Origin of the sequence: Agrococcus sp. UYP10, assembly GCF_040547205.1 — a bacterium.
Lineage (GTDB): Bacteria > Actinomycetota > Actinomycetes > Actinomycetales > Microbacteriaceae > Agrococcus > Agrococcus jenensis.
Map to the genome: position 1 here is coordinate 2,844,593 of NZ_JBEPPG010000001.1, position 17,691 is coordinate 2,862,283.

Annotated in this window: 16 protein-coding genes; 8 read left to right on the forward strand and 8 right to left on the reverse strand. The window is 73.5% G+C overall.

The features are described from left to right. Positions 1-22: 22 nt before the first annotated feature. Positions 23-736: a lysophospholipid acyltransferase family protein gene (locus ABIB37_RS13965; protein WP_354261356.1), complete on the reverse strand. Its 714-nt coding sequence runs from the start codon at positions 734-736 to the stop codon at positions 23-25. A gap of 156 nt (positions 737-892) precedes the next feature. On the opposite strand from ABIB37_RS13965, the gene ABIB37_RS13970 reads away from it, so the two are divergent. Then, on the forward strand, positions 893-2,698 hold the full coding sequence (locus ABIB37_RS13970) for an AMP-dependent synthetase/ligase (RefSeq protein WP_354261638.1): 1,806 nt from the start codon (positions 893-895) through the stop codon (positions 2,696-2,698). 10 nt (positions 2,699-2,708) lie between these two features. Then, positions 2,709-3,545: a class I SAM-dependent methyltransferase gene (locus tag ABIB37_RS13975; protein ID WP_354261358.1), complete on the forward strand. Its 837-nt coding sequence runs from the start codon at positions 2,709-2,711 to the stop codon at positions 3,543-3,545. Here the strand turns inward: ABIB37_RS13975 and ABIB37_RS13980 are convergent. Together ABIB37_RS13980 and ABIB37_RS13985 are read right to left on the reverse strand one after the other, a co-directional pair. Further along, on the reverse strand, positions 3,542-4,033 hold the full coding sequence (locus ABIB37_RS13980; RefSeq protein WP_354261360.1) for a peptide deformylase: 492 nt from the start codon (positions 4,031-4,033) through the stop codon (positions 3,542-3,544). The two genes, ABIB37_RS13975 and ABIB37_RS13980, sit on opposite strands and share 4 nt — an antisense overlap. Beyond that, positions 4,030-7,434, reverse strand: coding sequence for a pyruvate carboxylase (locus ABIB37_RS13985; RefSeq protein ID WP_354261362.1), 3,405 nt, complete (start codon positions 7,432-7,434; stop codon positions 4,030-4,032). The genes ABIB37_RS13980 and ABIB37_RS13985 overlap by 4 nt, the downstream gene beginning before the upstream one ends. A gap of 66 nt (positions 7,435-7,500) precedes the next feature. Between ABIB37_RS13985 and ABIB37_RS13990 the strand changes: the two genes are divergently transcribed. Further along, entirely contained in the window at positions 7,501-8,430 is a 930-nt protein-coding gene (locus tag ABIB37_RS13990) for a ParA family protein (RefSeq protein WP_354261364.1), read from the forward strand. Positions 8,431-8,715: 285 nt separating this feature from the next. Here the strand turns inward: ABIB37_RS13990 and ABIB37_RS13995 are convergent, their stop codons facing one another. The 5 genes from ABIB37_RS13995 to ABIB37_RS14015 all read right to left on the reverse strand — a co-directional run bounded on the left by ABIB37_RS13995 (position 8,716) and on the right by ABIB37_RS14015 (position 11,806). Further along, positions 8,716-9,300: a MerR family transcriptional regulator gene (locus ABIB37_RS13995; protein ID WP_123697613.1), complete on the reverse strand. Its 585-nt coding sequence runs from the start codon at positions 9,298-9,300 to the stop codon at positions 8,716-8,718. A 149-nt stretch (positions 9,301-9,449) separates the two neighbouring features. After that, positions 9,450-10,133, reverse strand: coding sequence for a transcriptional regulator FtsR (gene ftsR / locus ABIB37_RS14000; protein WP_354261366.1), 684 nt, complete (start codon positions 10,131-10,133; stop codon positions 9,450-9,452). Next, positions 10,130-10,579, reverse strand: coding sequence for an FHA domain-containing protein (locus tag ABIB37_RS14005; protein ID WP_354261368.1), 450 nt, complete (start codon positions 10,577-10,579; stop codon positions 10,130-10,132). The genes ftsR and ABIB37_RS14005 overlap by 4 nt, the downstream gene beginning before the upstream one ends. Positions 10,580-10,712: 133 nt before the next feature. Next, complete coding sequence (locus ABIB37_RS14010; protein WP_354261370.1) at positions 10,713-11,027, reverse strand: AzlD domain-containing protein; 315 nt, start codon at positions 11,025-11,027, stop codon at positions 10,713-10,715. Beyond that, positions 11,024-11,806, reverse strand: coding sequence for an AzlC family ABC transporter permease (locus ABIB37_RS14015; RefSeq protein WP_502914057.1), 783 nt, complete (start codon positions 11,804-11,806; stop codon positions 11,024-11,026). Before ABIB37_RS14015 ends, ABIB37_RS14010 begins: the two co-directional genes overlap by 4 nt. On the opposite strand from ABIB37_RS14015, the gene ABIB37_RS14020 reads away from it, so the two are divergent. From ABIB37_RS14020 to ABIB37_RS14040, 5 genes are read left to right on the forward strand one after another with little or no spacing between them, the layout of a single operon-like run. Then, positions 11,805-12,410 carry a DNA-3-methyladenine glycosylase I gene (locus ABIB37_RS14020; RefSeq protein ID WP_354261374.1) on the forward strand — a complete coding sequence of 202 codons (606 nt, stop codon included), beginning with the start codon at positions 11,805-11,807 and terminating at the stop codon, positions 12,408-12,410. The two genes, ABIB37_RS14015 and ABIB37_RS14020, sit on opposite strands and share 2 nt — an antisense overlap. After that, positions 12,407-13,144 (forward strand): glutamine amidotransferase-related protein, encoded by a 738-nt coding sequence (locus tag ABIB37_RS14025; RefSeq protein ID WP_354261376.1) that lies wholly within the window; start codon positions 12,407-12,409, stop codon positions 13,142-13,144. Before ABIB37_RS14020 ends, ABIB37_RS14025 begins: the two co-directional genes overlap by 4 nt. Next, positions 13,141-14,262, forward strand: a complete 1,122-nt coding sequence (locus ABIB37_RS14030) for a glycerate kinase (RefSeq protein ID WP_354261378.1) — start codon at positions 13,141-13,143, stop codon at positions 14,260-14,262. Before ABIB37_RS14025 ends, ABIB37_RS14030 begins: the two co-directional genes overlap by 4 nt. A 60-nt stretch (positions 14,263-14,322) precedes the next feature. Continuing rightward, a complete protein-coding gene (locus tag ABIB37_RS14035) occupies positions 14,323-16,860 on the forward strand; it encodes an ATP-binding protein (RefSeq protein WP_354261380.1) in 2,538 nt (845 codons plus the stop codon). Then, on the forward strand, positions 16,857-17,690 hold the full coding sequence (locus ABIB37_RS14040) for a hypothetical protein (protein ID WP_354261382.1): 834 nt from the start codon (positions 16,857-16,859) through the stop codon (positions 17,688-17,690). Before ABIB37_RS14035 ends, ABIB37_RS14040 begins: the two co-directional genes overlap by 4 nt. Position 17,691 lies beyond the last annotated feature (1 nt).

Sequence of the window (17,691 nt, forward strand, 5' to 3'; positions counted from 1 at the left end):
GCAGATCAGTCTAGCGAGCGGGTCATCGCCCGCGCTTCGCGGCGAGCGCGCTGCGCTCTGCCTCGACGCGCGACTTCACGCTCGACGCGTACACGTCGACGTACTCCTGGTCGGAGATGCGGTTGAGCGCCACCATGATCTCGTCGGTGATGGAGCGCAGCACGAAGCGGTCGCCCTCGAGGTTGTAGTAGCGCGAGAAGTCGAGCGGCTCGCCGAAGATGATGCCGATGCGGCCGACCTTGGGCAGCCTGCGGCCGATCGGCATGATCTTCTCGGTGTCGACCATGACGCACGGCACGACCGGGACGCGGGCGTCGAGCACCATGCGGGCGACGCCCGTGCGGCCTCGGTACAGCTTGCCGTCGGGGCTGCGCGTGCCCTCGGGGTAGATGCCGATGAGGCCGCCGTCCTGCAGCTGCTGGAGCGCGGCGTTGAGGCTCTGCGAGCTCTTCTCGCCGCCCGAGCGGTCCATCGGCAGCTGCCCGACCGCGAGGAAGAACCAGCGCACGAGCTTGCCCTTGAGACCGGGGCCGTTGAAGTAGTCGGACTTCGCGAGGAACCAGACGCGGCGGTCGATGACGAGCGGCATGAGGAAGGAGTCGATGACCGAGAGGTGGTTGCCGGCGATGATCGCGCCGCCGTGCTCGGGGATGTTGTCGAGGCCGACCACCCATGGCCGGAAGACGCGCGTCATGAACGGGCCAATCACCCAGTGCCGCAGCAGCCAGTAGAACATCGCACCTCCTTCGCGCCCCGAGCCTAGGGCAGGTGTGGACGCCCGACGGACATGCGCCCCGCCTGCCGCCGACCGGCGCGCTCGACCATAGGATGAGCCCAACGCACGACAGCCGAAGGAGTCGCAGTGCCAGAGATCACCGTCCCCGAGGGCGTCATGCCGCCGGTCGTCGCCGCTGACCCGGAGGCGAACGTCACCGACCTGCTCGAGGAGACGCTCCTGAACCACCCGGACGCGCCGCTCTTCGCGGTGCCGGAGGGCGAGGGCTGGCGCGACATCCCGACGCGCGAGTTCCACCGCCAGGTGATCGCGCTCGCGAAGGGCTTCGTGGCGGCGGGCGTGCAGCCCGGCGACTTCGTCGGCTTCATGTGCAAGGTGCGCTACGAGTTCTCGCTCGTCGACTTCGCGCTCTGGTACGCCGGCGCCCGCATGGTGCCCGTCTATGAGACCTCCGCGCCCTCGCAGATCCAGTGGATCCTCTCCGACGGCGGCGCGACCCGCGTCATCCTCGAGGACGCCGACCTCGTCTCGCGCTTCGACGAGGCGCACGGCGACCTGCCGGCGATCACCGACGTGTGGCGCATCGACCGCGGCGACCTCGATCGGCTCGTCGAGCGCGGCGTCGACGTGCCCGACGACGAGATCGAGCGGCGCCGCTCGATGGCCCGCGGCAGCGACCTGGCGACGCTCATCTACACGTCGGGCTCCACCGGCCGCCCCAAGGGCGTCATGCTCACGCACGCGAACTTCGTCGAGCTGTGCCGCAACGCGCGCGTCGTGATGGCGGATGTCGTGGGCCCCGGCACGTCGACCCTGCTGTTCGTGACGCAGGCGCACGTCTTCGCCCGCTTCATCTCGGTGCTCGCGATCGCCGCGAGCGTGCGCGTCGGCCACCAGTCCGACACCAAGAAGCTGCTCGCGTCGCTCGGCTCGTTCAAGCCGACCTTCTTCCTCGCCGTGCCGCGCGTGTTCGAGAAGGTCTACAACGCGAGCGAGCAGAAGGCCGAGGCCGGCGGCAAGGGCAAGATCTTCCTGCGCGCCGCGCACGTCGCGGTCGCGCACTCGAAGGCGCTCGACGCCGGCCACGTGCCGCTCGGCCTCAAGCTGCAGTTCGCGCTCTTCGACCGGCTCGTGCTCAACAAGCTCCGCACCGCCATGGGCGGGCAGGTGCGCTACGCCGTCTCCGGCTCCGCGCCGCTGTCGACGTTCCTCGCGCACTTCTACCGCTCGCTCGGCATCCGCATCCTCGAGGGCTACGGCCTGACCGAGACGACGGCGCCGCTCACCGTGAACGTGCCCGACCGCTTCAAGATCGGCACCGTCGGACCGGCGCTGCCCGGCAACGGCGTGAAGATCGCCGAGGACGGCGAGGTGCTCGGCAAGGGCGTCGCCGTGTTCGACGGCTACTGGCACAACGAGCAGGCGACGAAGGATGCCTTCACCGAGGACGGCTGGTTCCACACCGGCGACATCGGCTCGCTCGACGCCGACGGCTACCTGACGATCACGGGCCGCAAGAAGGAGCTGCTCGTCACCGCCGCGGGCAAGAACGTCGCCCCGAACACGCTCGAGGACCCGATCCGCTCGAACACGATCATCGGTCAGCCGGTGGTGGTCGGCGACCAGAAGCCGTTCATCGCCGCCCTCATCACGCTCGACGGCGAGATGCTCGCGACGTGGCTCGACAACCACGGGCACGACCGCACGATGTCGCTCGAACAGGCGGCCGCGCATCCCGCGGTCGTCGAGGAGGTGCGCAGCGCCATCCAGAAGGCGAACACGCTCGTCTCCCGCGCCGAGTCGGTGCGGAAGTTCGCGATCCTGCCGGTCGAGTTCATCGAGGCCAACGGCCACCTGACGCCGAAGATGTCGATCAAGCGGCAGAACATCATGGACGACTTCAAGGCGCAGATCGACGACATGTACGCGTCGAACTCGACCGCGCACGACGTCGGCGCGTGACCGGCATCGCATGATCGTCCCCGCCACCGCCCACGGCACCGCGGCGGTCGCCGACCACTACGACGAGCTCGACGCGGTGTACCGCAGCCTGTGGGGCGAGCACGTGCACCACGGGCTGTGGACGACCGGGCGCGAGCGGCCGGCCGAGGCGGTCGAGGCGATGGTCGACGCGGTCGGCGAGCGCCTGCGGCTGCAGCCGGGTGCGGCGTGCGTCGACATCGGCTGCGGCTACGGCGGCACCGCGCGGCGGCTCGCGGCGACGCGCGGGGTGCGGGTCGTCGGGTTCACGCTCTCGGGTGAGCAGGCGAGGCACGCCGCCACGATCCCTGCCGCCGACGTCGACATCCGGGTCCGCGACTGGCTCGACAACGGCCTCCCCGACGCCTCGGCCGACGCCGCGTGGGCGATCGAGTCGAGCGAGCACATGGCCGACAAGCAGGGCTTCTTCGACGAGGCGCACCGCGTGCTGCGGCCCGGCGGCCGCCTCGTCGTCTGCGCGTGGCTCGCCGAGACGGGCGCGCGCGGATGGAAGGTCCGCCACCTGCTCGAGCCCATCTGCAGCGAGGGCAGGCTGCCCTCGATGGGCACGCGCGAGGAGTACGCCGCGATGGCGCGCACCGCGGGCTTCGAGGTGGTCGGCTACGACGACGTCAGCCGCCGCGTCGCCCGCACCTGGACGATCTGCACCGGCCGGATGCTGCGCGCGGTCGTCGTAGACCCCGAGATGCGCCGGCTCGCCCGCACCGCGCGCAACCGCGTCTTCGCGCTGTCGCTCCCCCGGCTGATGCTCGCGTACCGCACCGGCGCGATGCGCTACGGCATCTTCACGCTCGAGAAGCCGGCCTAGTACCAGGGAGCCTGGCGCACCTCGGCCATCGCGACCGAGCGCATCGGCTTCTCGAGCGCCTGCAGGTACAGCTTTCCGTCGAGGTGGGCCACCTCGTGCTGCAGCATCTGCGCCATGAGCCCCTCGCCCTCGAGCACGACCTCCGCGCCGTCGAGGTCGACGCCCTCCACGCGGCAGAACGGGTGCCGCGGGGTCGGGAAGCCCAGCTCCGGCACCGACAGGCAGCCCTCGTCGACGAGCACCGGCTCGCCGCGCACCTCCACGATGCGCGGGTTCAGCACGTAGCCGACCTCGCCATCGACGTTGTACGAGAAGGCGGCCTTCGCGACGCCGATCTGGTTGGCGGCGACGCCCGCCCGACCGGGCACCTGCACCGTGTCGAGCAGGTCCTGCACGAGCGCGGCGGTCGCAGGCGCCGCCGGGTCGACCGCCGCGGCGCGCTCGCGCAGCACCGGGTCGCCGAAGACGCGGATGTCGCGGACGCTCATGCCGGGCGCACCACCGCGATGAGGTCGCCGGCCTCGACGGGCGTCGTGCCGGTGAGCGCCATCCGCTCGACCGTGCCGGCGATGGGCGTCGTGATCGCGGCCTCCATCTTCATGGCCTCGATCGTCGCGATCGGGTCGCCCGCGGCGACCGTGTCGCCCTGCGCGACCTTGACCGTCACCGCGCCCGCGAACGGGGCCGCGACCTGGCCGGGCACCGAGGCATCCGCCTTCTCCGCCCGCGGCTTGTCGACCGTGACCGAGCGGTCGCGCACGTACACCGGGCGCAGCTGTCCGTTCAGCACCGTCATGACCGTGACGATGCCGTCGTCGTCGGGCTGGCCGACCGCCTCGAGCTCGACGTTGAGGGTCACGCCGCGGCCGATGCCGACCTGGTGCTCCTCGCCCGGCTGCATGCCGTAGAGGTAGTCGATCGTGTCGACGACCGACAGGTCGCCGAACTGCGCGCGCGTCTCCTTGAACGCCCGCGTCGGGCCGGCGAAGAGCAGCTCGTTGAGCGCGTCCTGCCGGTCGGCGCCGGGCGTCTCGAGGCGGGTGCGCTGCTCGCCGGTGAGCGGCGTGATCGAGATGTCGACGTCGCGCCCCTCGAGCACCTTCGAGCGGAACGGCTCGGGCCAGCCGCCCGGCAGGTCGCCGAGCTCGCCGGCCATGAAGCCGATGACCGAGTCGGGGATGTCGTACTTGCGCGGGTCGCGCTCGAAGTCGTCCGGGTCGACGCCCTGCGCGACGAGCTGCAGCGCGAGGTCGCCGACGACCTTCGACGAAGGCGTCACCTTCGTCGGCCGGCCGAGGATGCGCGACGCGGCCGCGTACCAGTCCTCGATCTTCTCGAAGTCGTCGGCGAGGCCGAGCGCGATCGCCTGCTGCCGCAGGTTCGAGAGCTGGCCGCCCGGGATCTCGTGGCGGTACACGCGGCCGGTGGGGCCGGGCAGGCCCGACTCGAACGGCTTGTAGAGGCGGCGGACCGCCTCCCAGTAGGGCTCGAGGTCGCTCGCGGCGTCGAGCGAGAGCCCGGTGTCGCGGTCGGTGTGCGCGACGGCGGCGATGAGCGCCGAGAGCGAGGGCTGGCTCGTCGTGCCCGCCATCGGCGCGCTCGCGACGTCGACGGCGTCGACGCCCGCGGCGGAGGCGGCGAGCAGGGTCGCGAGCTGGCCGCCCGCGGTGTCGTGCGTGTGGAGGTGCACAGGCAGGTCGAAGCGCTCGCGGAGCGCGGCGACGAGCTTCGACGCGGCGCCCGCGCGCAGCAGGCCCGCCATGTCCTTGATCGCGAGCACGTGCGCGCCGGCGTCGACGATGCGCTCGGCGAGCGCGAGGTAGTAGTCGAGCGTGTAGAGGTCCTCGGCGGGGTCGAGCAGGTCGCCGGAGTAGCAGAGCGCCACCTCCGCGACCGTCGTGCCGGTCGCGAGCACCGCGTCGATCGCGGGGCGCATCTGGTCGACGTCGTTGAGCGCGTCGAAGATGCGGAATACGTCGATGCCCGTCGCGGCGGCCTCCTCGACGAAGGCCTCGGTCACCTCGGTCGGATACGGCGTGTAGCCGACGGTGTTGCGGCCGCGCAGCAGCATCTGCAGCGGGATGTTCGGCATCGCCTCACGGATGGCGACGAGCCGCTCCCACGGGTCCTCGCCGAGGAAGCGCAGCGCGACGTCGTAGGTCGCGCCGCCCCACGCCTCCATCGACAGCAGCTGCGGCGTCATGCGCGCGACGTGCGGCGCGACCGCGACGAGGTCGGCGGTGCGCACGCGGGTGGCGAGCAGCGACTGGTGGGCGTCGCGGAAGGTGGTCTCGGTGACGCCGAGCGAGGTGCGCTCGCGGAGCGCCTTCGCCCAGCCGGCCGGGCCGAGCTCCTGCAGGCGCTGGCGCTCGCCGTCGGGCGCGGGCGCCTCGAGGTCGATCGCGGGCAGCTTGATCGCCGGGTTGATGACGTCGACGGCCTCGCCGTTCGGCTGGTTGACGGTGACGTCGGCGAGCCAGGCGAGCACCTTCGACGCCCGGTCCTTCGGCGGGTTGATGCGCGTGAGCTCGGGGTGCTCGTCGATGAAGTGCGTCGACACGTCGCCGGCGCGGAAGTCGGGGCTGTCGAGCAGGTTGAGCAGGAACGGGATGTTCGTGGCGACGCCGCGGATGCGGAACTCGCTCACCGCGCGGTGCGCGCGGCGGATCGCCGTGTCGAGGTCGCGGCCGCGGCACGTGACCTTCGCGAGCATCGAGTCGAAGTGGGCGCTCACCTCGGTGCCGGGGTTGATCGTGCCGCCGTCGAGGCGCACGCCCGCGCCGCCCGGCGAGCGGTACGCGGTGATGCGGCCGGTGTCGGGGCGGAAGCCGTCGGCGGGGTTCTCGGTCGTGACGCGGCACTGCAGCGCCGCCCCGTGCATCTGGATCTGGTCCTGCGTGAGGCCGAGGTCGGCGAGCGACTCCCCCGCGGCGATGCGGATCTGGCTCGCGACGAGGTCGACGTCGGTGATCTCCTCGGTGACCGTGTGCTCGACCTGGATGCGCGGGTTCATCTCGATGAAGACGTGCTGGCCCTCGCGCTCGCCCGCGGTGTCGAGCAGGAACTCGACGGTGCCCGCGTTCACGTAGCCGATCGAGCGCGCGAAGGCGACCGCGTCGCGGTAGAGCGCGTCGCGCTGCTCCTGCGAGAGGTTCGGCGCCGGCGCGAGCTCGACCACCTTCTGGTGGCGACGCTGCACCGAGCAGTCGCGCTCGAACAGGTGCACCGTCTCGCCCGACGCGTCGGCGAGGATCTGCACCTCGATGTGTCGGGGGCGCACGACGGCCTGCTCGATGAACATCGTCGGGTCGCCGAAGGCGCTGTCGGCCTCGCGCATGGCGGCCTCGAGCGCGTCGCGGAGGTCCTCGCGGCGCTCGACGAGGCGCATCCCGCGGCCGCCGCCGCCGGCGACGGCCTTGCAGAAGACCGGGAAGCCGAGCTCATCGGCGCCCGCGACGAGCGCCTCGAGGTCAGTGGTGGCCGGGGTCGAGGCGAGCACGGGCACGCCGGCCGCGATCGCGTGCTCCTTGGCCGTCACCTTGTTGCCGGCCATCGCGAGCACCGTCGGGCCTGGGCCGACGAACGTGATGCCCGCCTCGGCGGCGGCGGTCGCGAGCTCGGGGTTCTCGCTCAGGAAGCCGTAGCCGGGGTAGATGGCGTCGGCGCCGGCGTCCTTGGCGACGCGGATGATCTCGCTCACCGTGAGGTAGGCGCGCACCGGGCGGCCGGGCTCACCGATCTGGTACGCCTCGTCGGCCTTCTGGCAGTGCAGCGAGTTGCGGTCCTCGTGCGCGTACACCGCGACCGTGCGGATCCCCAGCTCGTTGGCGGCCCGGAAGGCGCGGATCGCGATCTCGCCACGGTTGGCGACAAGCAGCTTCGAGAACATGGCGGATTCCTCCGAGAGGTGCGGCGACGCGGTCTTTCCAATCTAGTGCCGCTAGGCTTGGCCGCCGTGCACGTACTCTCGATCAGCTCCCTCAAAGGCGGTGTCGGCAAGACGACCGTGACCCTCGGTCTCGCCTCCGCAGCCTTCGCCAAGGGCCTCCGCACGCTGGTGGTCGACCTCGACCCGCAGTCGGACGCCTCGACCGGCATGGACATCGAGATCGACGGGCGCCTCAACGTCGCCGACGTGCTCGCGAACCCGAAGGACAAGATCGTCCAGCAGGCGATCTCGCCGTCCGGGTGGACGCAGGGCCACGGCGGCACGATCGACGTGCTGATCGGCTCGCCGTCCGCGATCAACTTCGACGGCCCGCACCCGACCATCAAGGACATCTGGAAGCTCGAGACGGCCCTCACGACCGTCGAGGACGACTACGACCTCGTGCTCGTCGACTGCGCCCCGTCGCTCAACGCCCTGACGCGCACCGCGTGGGCCGCCTCCGACCGCGTGCTCGTCGTCACCGAGCCCGGCCTGTTCTCTGTCGCCGCCGCCGACCGCGCGCTGCGCGCGATCGAGGAGATCCGCCGCGGCCTCAGCCCGCGCCTGCAGCCGCTCGGCATCGTCGTGAACCGCGCCCGCCCGCAGTCGCTCGAGCACCAGTACCGCATCCAGGAGCTCAAGGACATGTTCGGGCCGCTCGTGCTCGAGACGATCCTCCCCGAGCGCACGTCGATGCAGCAGGCGCAGGGCGCTGCCCGCCCGCTGCACGTGTGGCCCGGTGAGGGCGCGCAGGAGATGGCGCTCCAGTTCGACGAGCTGCTCCAGACCGTGCTCACCGCCTCCGGCCGCGCCGGCGACGAGGCCGCGTCGGGCCGCAAGGTGCCCGCGCCGACCGCAGCCGTCGACGCGACGGCGGCCGCCGAGCTCGAGGCCGCGGCGGAGGCCGACGCCTCGTCGACGAGCGCCTCGGCGCCCGCAGCCGACAAGCACCAGTAGGAGCGCCCGCTCCGCGAGTGGCGATCGAGCCGCCGCCACGACGAGTGTCGACTTCCGGTCAGCGTGTCGCGACACTCCCGCAGCAACCCGACACTTCCGCCCGGGTAGCGGCACCGACGCGCCGCGAGTGTCGACTTCCGGTCAGAGTGTCGCGACACTCCCGCAGCAACCCGACACTCGCACCTACGACACCGCGCGCACGACGGGACGGTTTCAGCGCAGCGCGCGGAGCACCTGCATCCCTGCGTCCTTCATGCCCAACCGGCCCGCGGCCGGAACCGGGCGTCAGGCCGTCCGGCTCCGGCGCGCGCGGCGCGCCGCGAGCTCGTCGACGTGGCTGTCGTCGACCGGGGTGACCTCGAGCTCGATGAGCTGGGTCTCGACCTCGCGCAGCACCTTGCCGACGGCGATGCCGAACACGCCCTGGCCGCGGCCGAGGAGGTCGATGACCTCGTCGCTCGAGGTGCAGAGGTAGACGCTCGCGCCGTCGGAGATGAGCGTGGTCTGCGTGAGGTCGCGCACGCCGGCCTCGTGGAGCTGCTGGATGGCGACGCGGATCTGCTGCAGCGAGATGCCGGTGTCGAGCAGGCGCTTGACGAGCTTCAGCACGAGGATGTCGCGGAACGAGTAGAGGCGCTGGCTGCCGGAGCCGTGCGCGGGGCGCACGGTCGGCTCGACGAGCCCGGTGCGCGCCCAGTAGTCGAGCTGGCGGTAGGTGATGCCGGCGGCGTCTGCGGCGATCGCGCCGCGGTAGCCCACCGCGTCGGTCTCCTGCGGCAGCCCGTCGGTGAACAGCAGGCCTGCCTCGAAGCGGCCGCCCTCGGTGGTGCCGGTGCTGCCCTGGGTGTCATCCCGGCTGCCGTCACGCATGGCCGTTCCTTCCGCTGGCTGGGCTCAACCTTCAAGAAGAGATTGAGTGTTCGGCCCTACCGTAGCGACCCGCTCCCCCGTCGCCCCGCATCTGGCTCGCGGTTCGGCGTGTCGGAGCCGAGTCTACGCCCTGGCGCCCACGCGCGCCCTCAGGCGTCGAGCGCGTCGCGCGTGAGGAGCTCGCGGACCGACTGGATCTGGCCGGCGAGGTCGCGCGCAGCCTCGGCCGCCTTCGCCTGGCTGCCCGTCTCGCGACGGCCGCGCATGGGCTTGAGGGCCGACTCGATGAGCGCCGCCTCGCGCTGCGCCGACTGGCGCATGCCGCGCAGGTGGCGCGGCTCGATGCCGTAGCGCTGCAGCTCGACGAGCGCGCGCAGCGCCTGCACCGCCTCGTCGCCGAACGGCTCCGCACCGGGGAGCAGCTGGGCGGAGAGCGCGTCGGTGAGCAGCTGCTTCGAGGCGCCGGCCTCGGCCTGCAGCTCCGCGCGCGACAGCCGGCGCTCGGCGGTGAGGATCGACGGCGCCTCGACGCGCACGTTGGCGCCCGGGATCTGCGGCGTGCGGCCTTGGTCGATGTCGTCGAGGTGACCGAGGATCACCTTGAGCGGCAGGTAGTGGTCGCGCTGGAGCGTGAGGATGTAGCGCAGCCGCTCGAGGTCGGCGGCGTCGAACTTGCGGTACCCCGACGGCGTGCGCTGCGGCGAGATGAGCCCCTGGTCCTCCAGGAACCGCAGCTTCGACGGCGACAGGTCGGGGAACTCCGGTCCGAGCTTCGCCAGCACCTGACCGATCGAGAGGAGGCCGGCAGGCTTCCTCGCGGCTTGGGCGCTCACGCCCGGGCGTCGAGGTCGAGGCGGGAGCGGTAGAAGGTGAGGCGGAACTTGCCGACCTGGACCTCGGCACCGTCGCGCAGCACGGCGCGGTCGACGCGCTCGCCGTCGTGGTACGTGCCGTTGAGGGAGCCGAGGTCGCGCAGCTCGAAGGTCGTGCCGTCGCGCGTGAACTCGGCATGACGACGCGAGACGGTCACGTCGTCGAGGAAGATGTCGGCGTCGGGGTGACGACCGGCGATCGTGGAGTCCTGGTCGAGCAGGAAGCGCGCGCCCACGTTCGGGCCGCGTCGCACGACGAGGATGGCGGAGCCCGACGGCAGCGATGCCACGGCCTCGCGGTCCTCCGCCGAGGTGCCCGACAGCATCGCGGCGAGCTGCGCGCGATAGTCGTCACCCCACGACTGCGTGCTCTCGCCGTCGCCCCTGGGCGGGTCCTGCTCGGTCATGCGCTTCCTCCACGCGATGGCGCCGGCGGTCCGGCGGTGACGATCAGCATACGGTCTCGAGGCGGCGTCCGGACTCGGAGCCGGCGTCGCCTGAGAGGCCCACCCTAGCGAACCCCGCGGGCTCGTGGCGCCGTCACGGCAGCCCCGCGAACTGGCGCAGCAGCGCGGCCGTCGCGGCGGCCGCGGCGACCGCCACGATGAACGGCGCGCGCACGGCGAAGAGCCCTGCCGCGACCGCGACCGCGGGGATGCGCGCGTCGAGCACGATGCCCTCGTCGCCGCCCAGCATCTGCACGGCGACGAGCCCCGCGAGCAGCGACACGGTGAGCAGCTCGAGCGTCCGGCGCGGCCGCGGCTGGTCGAAGAGCCGCGGCGGCACGGCGTAGCCGAGCAGCTTGATCGCGAGCACCGCGATGCTCGCGAGCAGGATGAGGTGCCAGGTCGTCATGGGCGCCCGCCTCGCGGATGCGTCGGACCGGCGTGGCGGGAGCCGTGCACCTCGGCCGGACCCGGGTCGGGCAGCCGCGACTCGTGCTTCGGCCCGAGCCAGTTCGTCAGCCCGACGACGACCCCGATCGCCGCGGCCACGATCACCGGAAGCCCCGCGGGCAGCACCGGCAGCAGCGACGCCGCGACCACCGCACTCGCCGCGGCGACCGCGATCGCCTGCCGCGCGCGCAGCCGCGGCCAGAGCAGGCCGACGAACGCGGCCGCGGCAGCCGCGTCCAGCCCCCACTGCTTGGGGTCGCCGAGCAGGTCGCCCAACAGCGCTCCCGCGAGCGTCGCGAGGTTCCACCCCACCCAGATGCCCACGCCCGTGACCCAGAAGCCGACCCGCTGGGCGCGCGCGTCGGGCTGCGCGAGCGCCACGGCCGTCGACTCGTCGATCGTCACGTGCGCCGCGACCGGGATCATCGCGCCGCGGGGCGCCACCACCCGGCGCATGCTCATGCCGTAGAGCGCGTTGCGCAGCCCCAGCATCGCCGCGCTCGCGACGCCCGCGATGCCGCCGCCCGCGGCCATCACCCCGATGAACGCGAACTGCGAGCCACCCGAGAACATCAGCGCGCTCAGCACCATCGTCTGCCACAGGTCGAGCCCCGCTGTGATCGAGAGGGCGCCGAACGAGAGCCCGTAGGCGCTCGTGGCGATGACGACGCTGAGCCCCGCGCGCCACGCGCGCCGCTCCGCATCCGTCTGCACCGGACCAGCGTACGTTGAGGGCATGCACCTGATCGTCGGCGACGACCGCCTCGCGCGCCCGGTGTGGGCCGCGTCCGACCCGCTGCTGCGCGACTACTACGACCGCGAGTGGGGCATGCCCGTGCGCGACGAGACGGGCCTCTTCGAGCGGCTCTCGCTCGAGGCCTTCCAGTCGGGGCTCTCGTGGTCGACCATCCTGCGGAAGCGCCCGGCGTTCCGCGCGGCGTTCGCGGACTTCGACCCGGATGCCGTCGCCGCGTTCGACGACGCCGACGTCGCGCGGCTCATGGACGACGCCGGCATCGTGCGCAACCGCCGCAAGATCGACGCCACGATCGGCAACGCGCGCGCCACGGTGGCGCTGCGCGCGGAGGGCGGGCTCGCGGCGCTCGTCTGGTCGTTCCAGCCGGAGTCGACGCCTGCGCCCGAGACGTTCGCCGACGTGCCGACGCAGTCGCCGGAGTCGATGGCGCTCTCGAAGGAGCTCAAGCGTCGCGGCTTCGCGCACGTCGGCCCCACCACGATGCACGCGCTCATGGAGGCGGTCGGGATCGTCGACACCCACCTGGTCGGCTCGCACCGGCGCGGCTCGAGCGGCGTCTGGACGGCAGAGGGGCGGCGAGCATGAGCCGCATCCTCATCGTCCAGTCGCGGCCCGAGGACGACGTCGCCGCGGCAGAGCTCGAGGCGATGGTGCGCTTCGGGCGCCTCGACGAGGCCCGCGTCGAGCGCATTCGCCTCGACCGCGACCAGCCCGCCATCGACCTCGCCGGCGTCGACGCCGTGCTCATCGGCGGCGGCCCCGCGAACTTCAGCGACGACCCGGAGCTGCGGCCCGCCGCGCACGCGGGCGTCGTGCCGTGGCTCACCGCGCTCGCGACGCAGGTGATCCGCGACGACATCCCCTACCTCGGCGCGTGCCTCGGCCTCGGCGCGGTCGTGCACGCGCTCGGCGAGCGGATGGTGCGGGGCATCGCGGAGTCGGTCGCCCCCGTCGAGCTGAGCCTCGTGGGCGAGGACTGGCTCATCGAGGGCCTCCCCCGCGCGTTCACGGCCTTCGGCGGCCACAAGGAGGGCATCCGCGAGGCGCCTGCGGGCTCGGTCGCGCACCCCGTCACGACGCTCGCCGTCTCCGCCGCGTGCGTGCACATGCTGCGGGTGGGCGAGCACGTCGTCGCGACGCAGTTCCATCCCGAGCTCGACGCCGACGGCCTCGAGCAGCGCATCCGCGCCTACCGCGACCACGGCTACTTCTCCCCCGACGAGGTCGACGACCTCGTGCGGGCCGGCCGGGCCGCGCACGTCGAGCATCCGCAGACGATCCTCGCTCGCTTCGCCGAGCGGTACGGGCTCACGCGATGACCCGGGTGGTCGCGGCGTTCGACGCGTTCAAGGGCAGCCTGACGGCGCTCGAGGCGTGCGAGGCCACCGCCCGCGGCGTGCGCGCCGCGGTGCCCGGCGCCGAGGTCGTGCTCGTGCCGATGGCGGACGGCGGCGAGGGCAGCCTCGACGCGCTGCTCGCGCGCGGCGGCGAGCTGCGGTCGACCGAGACCGTCGACGCGATCGGCAGGCCCGCGGTCGCGCAGTGGACGCTCGACGGCGGCCACGCGGTGATCGAGCTCGCGCAGGCCGCGGGCCTGCCGCAGGTCGAGGACGCGCCGCTCCGCCCGCTCGAGGCGTCGACCGCCGGGCTCGGCCGCGTCGTGCTCGACGCCCTCGATGCGGGCGCGACGGAGCTGACGCTGCTGCTCGGCGGGTCCGCCACCACCGACGGCGGCGCCGGGGTGCTCACCGCGCTCGGCGCACGGCTGACGGATGCCGCGGGCAGCCCCGTCAACGCGGGCGGCGGCGGCCTCGGCGCGCTCGAGCGCATCGACGTGACGGCGATCGATCCGCGAGCGCTCGCCGCGCGCTGGCGCTTCGTCACCGACGTCGACGCACCCCTCACCGGGCCGCGCGGTGCCGCGGCGGTCTTCGGGCCGCAGAAGGGCGCGACGCCCGCCGATGTCGCGACCCTCGACGCCGCCCTCGGCCGGCTCGCGGGCGCCGCGGCCACCGCGCTCGGCGTCGAGCGCGCGGCGATCGCCGACGTGCCGGGCGCCGGTGCGGCCGGGGGCGCTGCGAGCGTGCTGCGCGCCCTCACCGGCGGCGAGATCGTCGCGGGCGGCGCCTGGTTCGCGGGGCTCGTCGGCCTCGACCAGGCGGTCGCCGGCAGCGCGCTCGTGCTCACCGGCGAGGGCAGGTTCGACGGCCAGTCGGCGGGCGGCAAGGTCGTGTCGGTCGTGCACGCCGCCGCGCGAGCGCAGGGCGTGCCGCTCTGCGTGCTCGCCGGTGCGGTCGACGCGGACGCCGCCGCGGCGATGGGGGTGCCGGCGATCTCGATCGCGGCCGGGCCGGCGGACCTCGTCGGGCTGCAGCGCGACGCGGCCGACCTGCTCGCCGCGGCCGCCGCATCCGTCGCGCGGCTCGCCCTCCGCTAGGCAACGCGAGCCGGCACGCGACGGCTGGACACGCCGCGCGCGGGGAGTCAGACTGCGTGCATGGATGAGGCGGACACGCCGATCCGCACGCCTGACCAGCGGCTGCGCGTCTTCGTCAGCTCCACGCTGAAGGAGCTGGCCGCCGAGCGCCAGGCGGTCCGGTCGGCGATCGAGGGGCTGCAGCTCGCGCCGGTGATGTTCGAGCTGGGATCCCGGCCGCACCCGCCCCGGTCGCTCTACCGCTCCTACCTCGCGCAGAGCGACGTCTTCGTGGGCATCTACGGCGAGCGCTACGGCTGGGTGGCGCCGGGCGAGGCGGTCTCGGGGCTCGAGGACGAGTACGCCCTCTCGGGCGAGCTGCCGTCGCTCATCTACGTGCTCGACCCCGCGCCCGAGCGCGAGGCGCGGCTCGCGGCGCTGCTCGACCGCATCCGTGCGGACGACCGTGTCTCGTACCGCGCCTACCGCGACCCCGGCGAGCTCGCGACGCTCGTGCGGCAGGACCTCGCGACGCTGCTCGCGGAGCGCTTCGACGCCGGCCGCCCGCGCGGTGCGATGCGCGCCGACGCGATGCCGGGCATCCCGGCCCCCTACAGCGCGATCGTCGGCCGCGACGCCGAGCGCGACGCGCTGCTCGCGATGCTCGCGCGCCCCGACGTGCGGATCGTGACGATCGTGGGCGACGGCGGCATCGGCAAGTCGCGGCTCGCGATCGAGGTCGCGGGGGCAGCCGCGGCCGCCGGTCGCCCGGTCGCGTTCGCGATGCTCGAGACGATCACCGTGCCGGAGCGGGCCATCACCGTGATCGCCCGCTCGCTCGGCGTGCGCGACACCGGCGACGCGCCGCTCGAGCAGAAGGTCGTCGAGGCGCTCGCCGATCGCGACGTGCTGCTCGTGGTCGACAACCTCGAGCACGTGCTGGGCGCCGTCGGGCTGCTCGTGCGGCTCATCGGCGCCGCCCCGCGGCTGACGCTGCTCGTGACGAGCCGCTCGCCGCTGCGCGTGCGCGCGGAGCGGCTCTTCCCGCTCGGCCCGCTCGACGCCGCCGCAGCGGCCGCGCTCTTCGAGGAGCGCGCGGCCGCCGTCCGTCCGGGCTTCCGGCTGGGTCCCGAGAACGCGGCGACGGTCGCCGAGATCTGCCGCAGGCTCGACGGCAGCCCGCTCGCGATCGAGCTCGCCGCCGCGCGCATGGTGTGGATGCCGGTCGACGAGCTGCTGCGCCGGCTGGAGTCGGCGCTCACGCTCCTCGTCGGCGGCGCGCGCGACCTGCCCGAGCGCCAGCGGGCGCTGCGCAGCACCATCCAGTGGAGCGTCGACCTGCTCGATCCGAGCGCGACCGAGGCGCTCACCGCGCTCGCCGTGCCAGCCGGCCCCTTCGCGGGCAGCACCGCGGAGCAGGTGCTCGGTGCCGCCGGCATCGCCGACCCGACCGCCGCGATCACTGCCCTCGCCGAGGCGAGCCTGCTGCGCCACGAGGACCATCGGGGCGCGCCGATGCTCGCGCTGCCCGTGCTCGTCCGCGCATTCGCACGGGAAGCCGGACCCGCGTCGCTGCTCGAGACCGCCAGGGCGGCGTGGATCGACCACTACCGGCGGGTCGCGTCGGATGCGGAGGCGGCGATGCGCGGCGCGTCGCAGCTCGCGACGCTGCGGCGGCTCGACCTCGAGGCCGAGAACCTCGGCGGCGTCGTGCGGCTGCTGCTCGACGACCGCCGGCTCGACGACGCGGCCGAGCACGCGTGGTCGCTCTACCTGTACCACTGGATCGCCGGCCACCTCGGTCTCGTGCGCGAGTGGATGACCGAGCTGCTCGCGCTCGCCGAGCGCGAGTCGATCCCGCTCGGCGTGCGCACGCGAGCGATCGCGCTCTACTACACCCACGCCATCCGCTTCTGGCAGGAGCCGACCTCGGACGTCGTGCCCGGGATGCAGGCGTCGCGCGACCTCTTCGCGGAGGCGGACGACCCCGGCGGCGCGGCCCTCGCCGACGTCTCGATCGGCCTGGGGCTGCTGACGCTGCCGGACGGGCCCGACGTGCCGGCCGCGACCGCAGTGCTCGAGCGCAGCCGCGCCGGCTTCCGTGCGGTCGGCGACGCGTGGGGCGAGGCGATGACGCTCGTGATGCTCGGACGGATCGCGCTGCTCACCGGCGACATCGGCGGGGCGCGCGAGCGCTTCGAGGAGAGCCTCGCGCTCGCGACCGCGCAGCACGAGCTGCTCGGCATCGGCATCGCGCGCAACCACCGCGGCTGGGCGCGGCTGTTCGCGGGCGACGTCGAGGGCGCGGCGGACGACCTCGGCACGAGCCTCGACGAGTCGCTCGCGCTCGGGCATGACGAGGGCGTCGCCTACGGCCTCGAGGGATTTGTGGGGGTGCGCGGCGCCCAGGGCGACGCGGCGACCGCCGGCGTGCTGCAGGGCGCGGCGCAGGCGCTCCGGCGCCGGAAGGGCGCGCTCAACCGCAGCGGGTTCGACTTCTCGACCATGGTCGTCGCGCGGCTGCGGGATGGCGGGGCTGGCGACGCGTTCGACGCCGCGGCCGAGCGCGGCGCGACCATGCCGCTCGTCGACGTGCTCGCGCTGGTCCGCGCAGAATGACCGAGCGGCCGCTGCCGGCGACGCGCTGGGTCGCGCTCGCGATCGTGCCGTTCCTCGTCGTCGCCGTCGTCGTGCTCTTCGCGGCCCCCGAGCGCACCGGCGAGCTGTTCGCGTGGCCGATCGCGCCGCCGCTCTCGGCGTTCCTGCTCGCCTCCGCGTACCTCGGCGGCATCGCCTACTTCCTCGCCGTCTGGCGCACGCCGAGCTGGCACCGCGTGCGGCACGGGCTGCCGGCGGTGGCGGTGTTCGCCTCCGCCCTGCTCGTCACGACGCTGCTGCACCTCGACCGCTTCTCGTCGAACCTGCCGTTCGCCGTGTGGCTCGTGCTCTACGCGACCACGCCGATCGCGATGGTGTGGCTGCTCGTGCTCCAGCGCGGGCACGATCCCGGCGCGCGGCAGGGCGCCGTGCCCCAGGCCGACGTGGCGATCCCGGCCGCGGTGCGCGTCGCGCTCGCGGCGATCGGGCTCGCGGCGCTCGCAGCCGGCGCCGCCGCGCTCGTGGCGCCCGCGTGGCTCGCAGAGCTCTGGGCATGGCAGCTCACGCCGCTCACCGCTCGCGCGACCGGCGCCGTGCTCACCCTCACCGGCGTCGTGAACCTCGCGATGCTGCGCGACCGGCGCTGGAGCGCCTTCCGCATCCTGTACGGGGCGCAGCTGCTGAGCCTCGCCGCGATCGTCGTCTCGCTGCTCGTCCGCCGCGACGACCTGCTGTGGGACCGCCCCCTCACGGTGCCGTTCCTCGCGCTCGTGGCCGCCGCCGCCCTCGCCTACGCCGCGGTCACCGCGTGGTGCGAGCTCCGGCTGCGACGCGCGAGCACCGCAGCCTGAC

Excerpts from the sequence above, each read along its gene's own strand:
- ABIB37_RS13980 (WP_354261360.1), bottom strand. The coding sequence starts at position 4,033 with ATGAGCGTCCGCGACATCCGCGTCTTCGGCGACCCGGTGCTGCGCGAG.
- ABIB37_RS13985 (WP_354261362.1), bottom strand. The coding sequence starts at position 7,434 with ATGTTCTCGAAGCTGCTTGTCGCCAACCGTGGCGAGATCGCGATCCGC.
- ABIB37_RS13995 (WP_123697613.1), bottom strand. The coding sequence starts at position 9,300 with ATGCGTGACGGCAGCCGGGATGACACCCAGGGCAGCACCGGCACCACC.
- ABIB37_RS14025 (WP_354261376.1), top strand. The coding sequence starts at position 12,407 with ATGAGCCGCATCCTCATCGTCCAGTCGCGGCCCGAGGACGACGTCGCC.
- ABIB37_RS14030 (WP_354261378.1), top strand. The coding sequence starts at position 13,141 with ATGACCCGGGTGGTCGCGGCGTTCGACGCGTTCAAGGGCAGCCTGACG.
- ABIB37_RS14010 (WP_354261370.1), bottom strand. The coding sequence starts at position 11,027 with ATGACGACCTGGCACCTCATCCTGCTCGCGAGCATCGCGGTGCTCGCG.
- ABIB37_RS13965 (WP_354261356.1), bottom strand. The coding sequence starts at position 736 with ATGTTCTACTGGCTGCTGCGGCACTGGGTGATTGGCCCGTTCATGACG.
- ABIB37_RS14020 (WP_354261374.1), top strand. The coding sequence starts at position 11,805 with ATGCACCTGATCGTCGGCGACGACCGCCTCGCGCGCCCGGTGTGGGCC.
- ABIB37_RS13970 (WP_354261638.1), top strand. The coding sequence starts at position 893 with ATGCCGCCGGTCGTCGCCGCTGACCCGGAGGCGAACGTCACCGACCTG.
- ABIB37_RS14005 (WP_354261368.1), bottom strand. The coding sequence starts at position 10,579 with ATGACCGAGCAGGACCCGCCCAGGGGCGACGGCGAGAGCACGCAGTCG.
- ABIB37_RS13975 (WP_354261358.1), top strand. The coding sequence starts at position 2,709 with ATGATCGTCCCCGCCACCGCCCACGGCACCGCGGCGGTCGCCGACCAC.
- ABIB37_RS14040 (WP_354261382.1), top strand. The coding sequence starts at position 16,857 with ATGACCGAGCGGCCGCTGCCGGCGACGCGCTGGGTCGCGCTCGCGATC.
- ABIB37_RS14035 (WP_354261380.1), top strand. The coding sequence starts at position 14,323 with ATGGATGAGGCGGACACGCCGATCCGCACGCCTGACCAGCGGCTGCGC.
- ABIB37_RS14015 (WP_502914057.1), bottom strand. The coding sequence starts at position 11,806 with ATGCCCTCAACGTACGCTGGTCCGGTGCAGACGGATGCGGAGCGGCGC.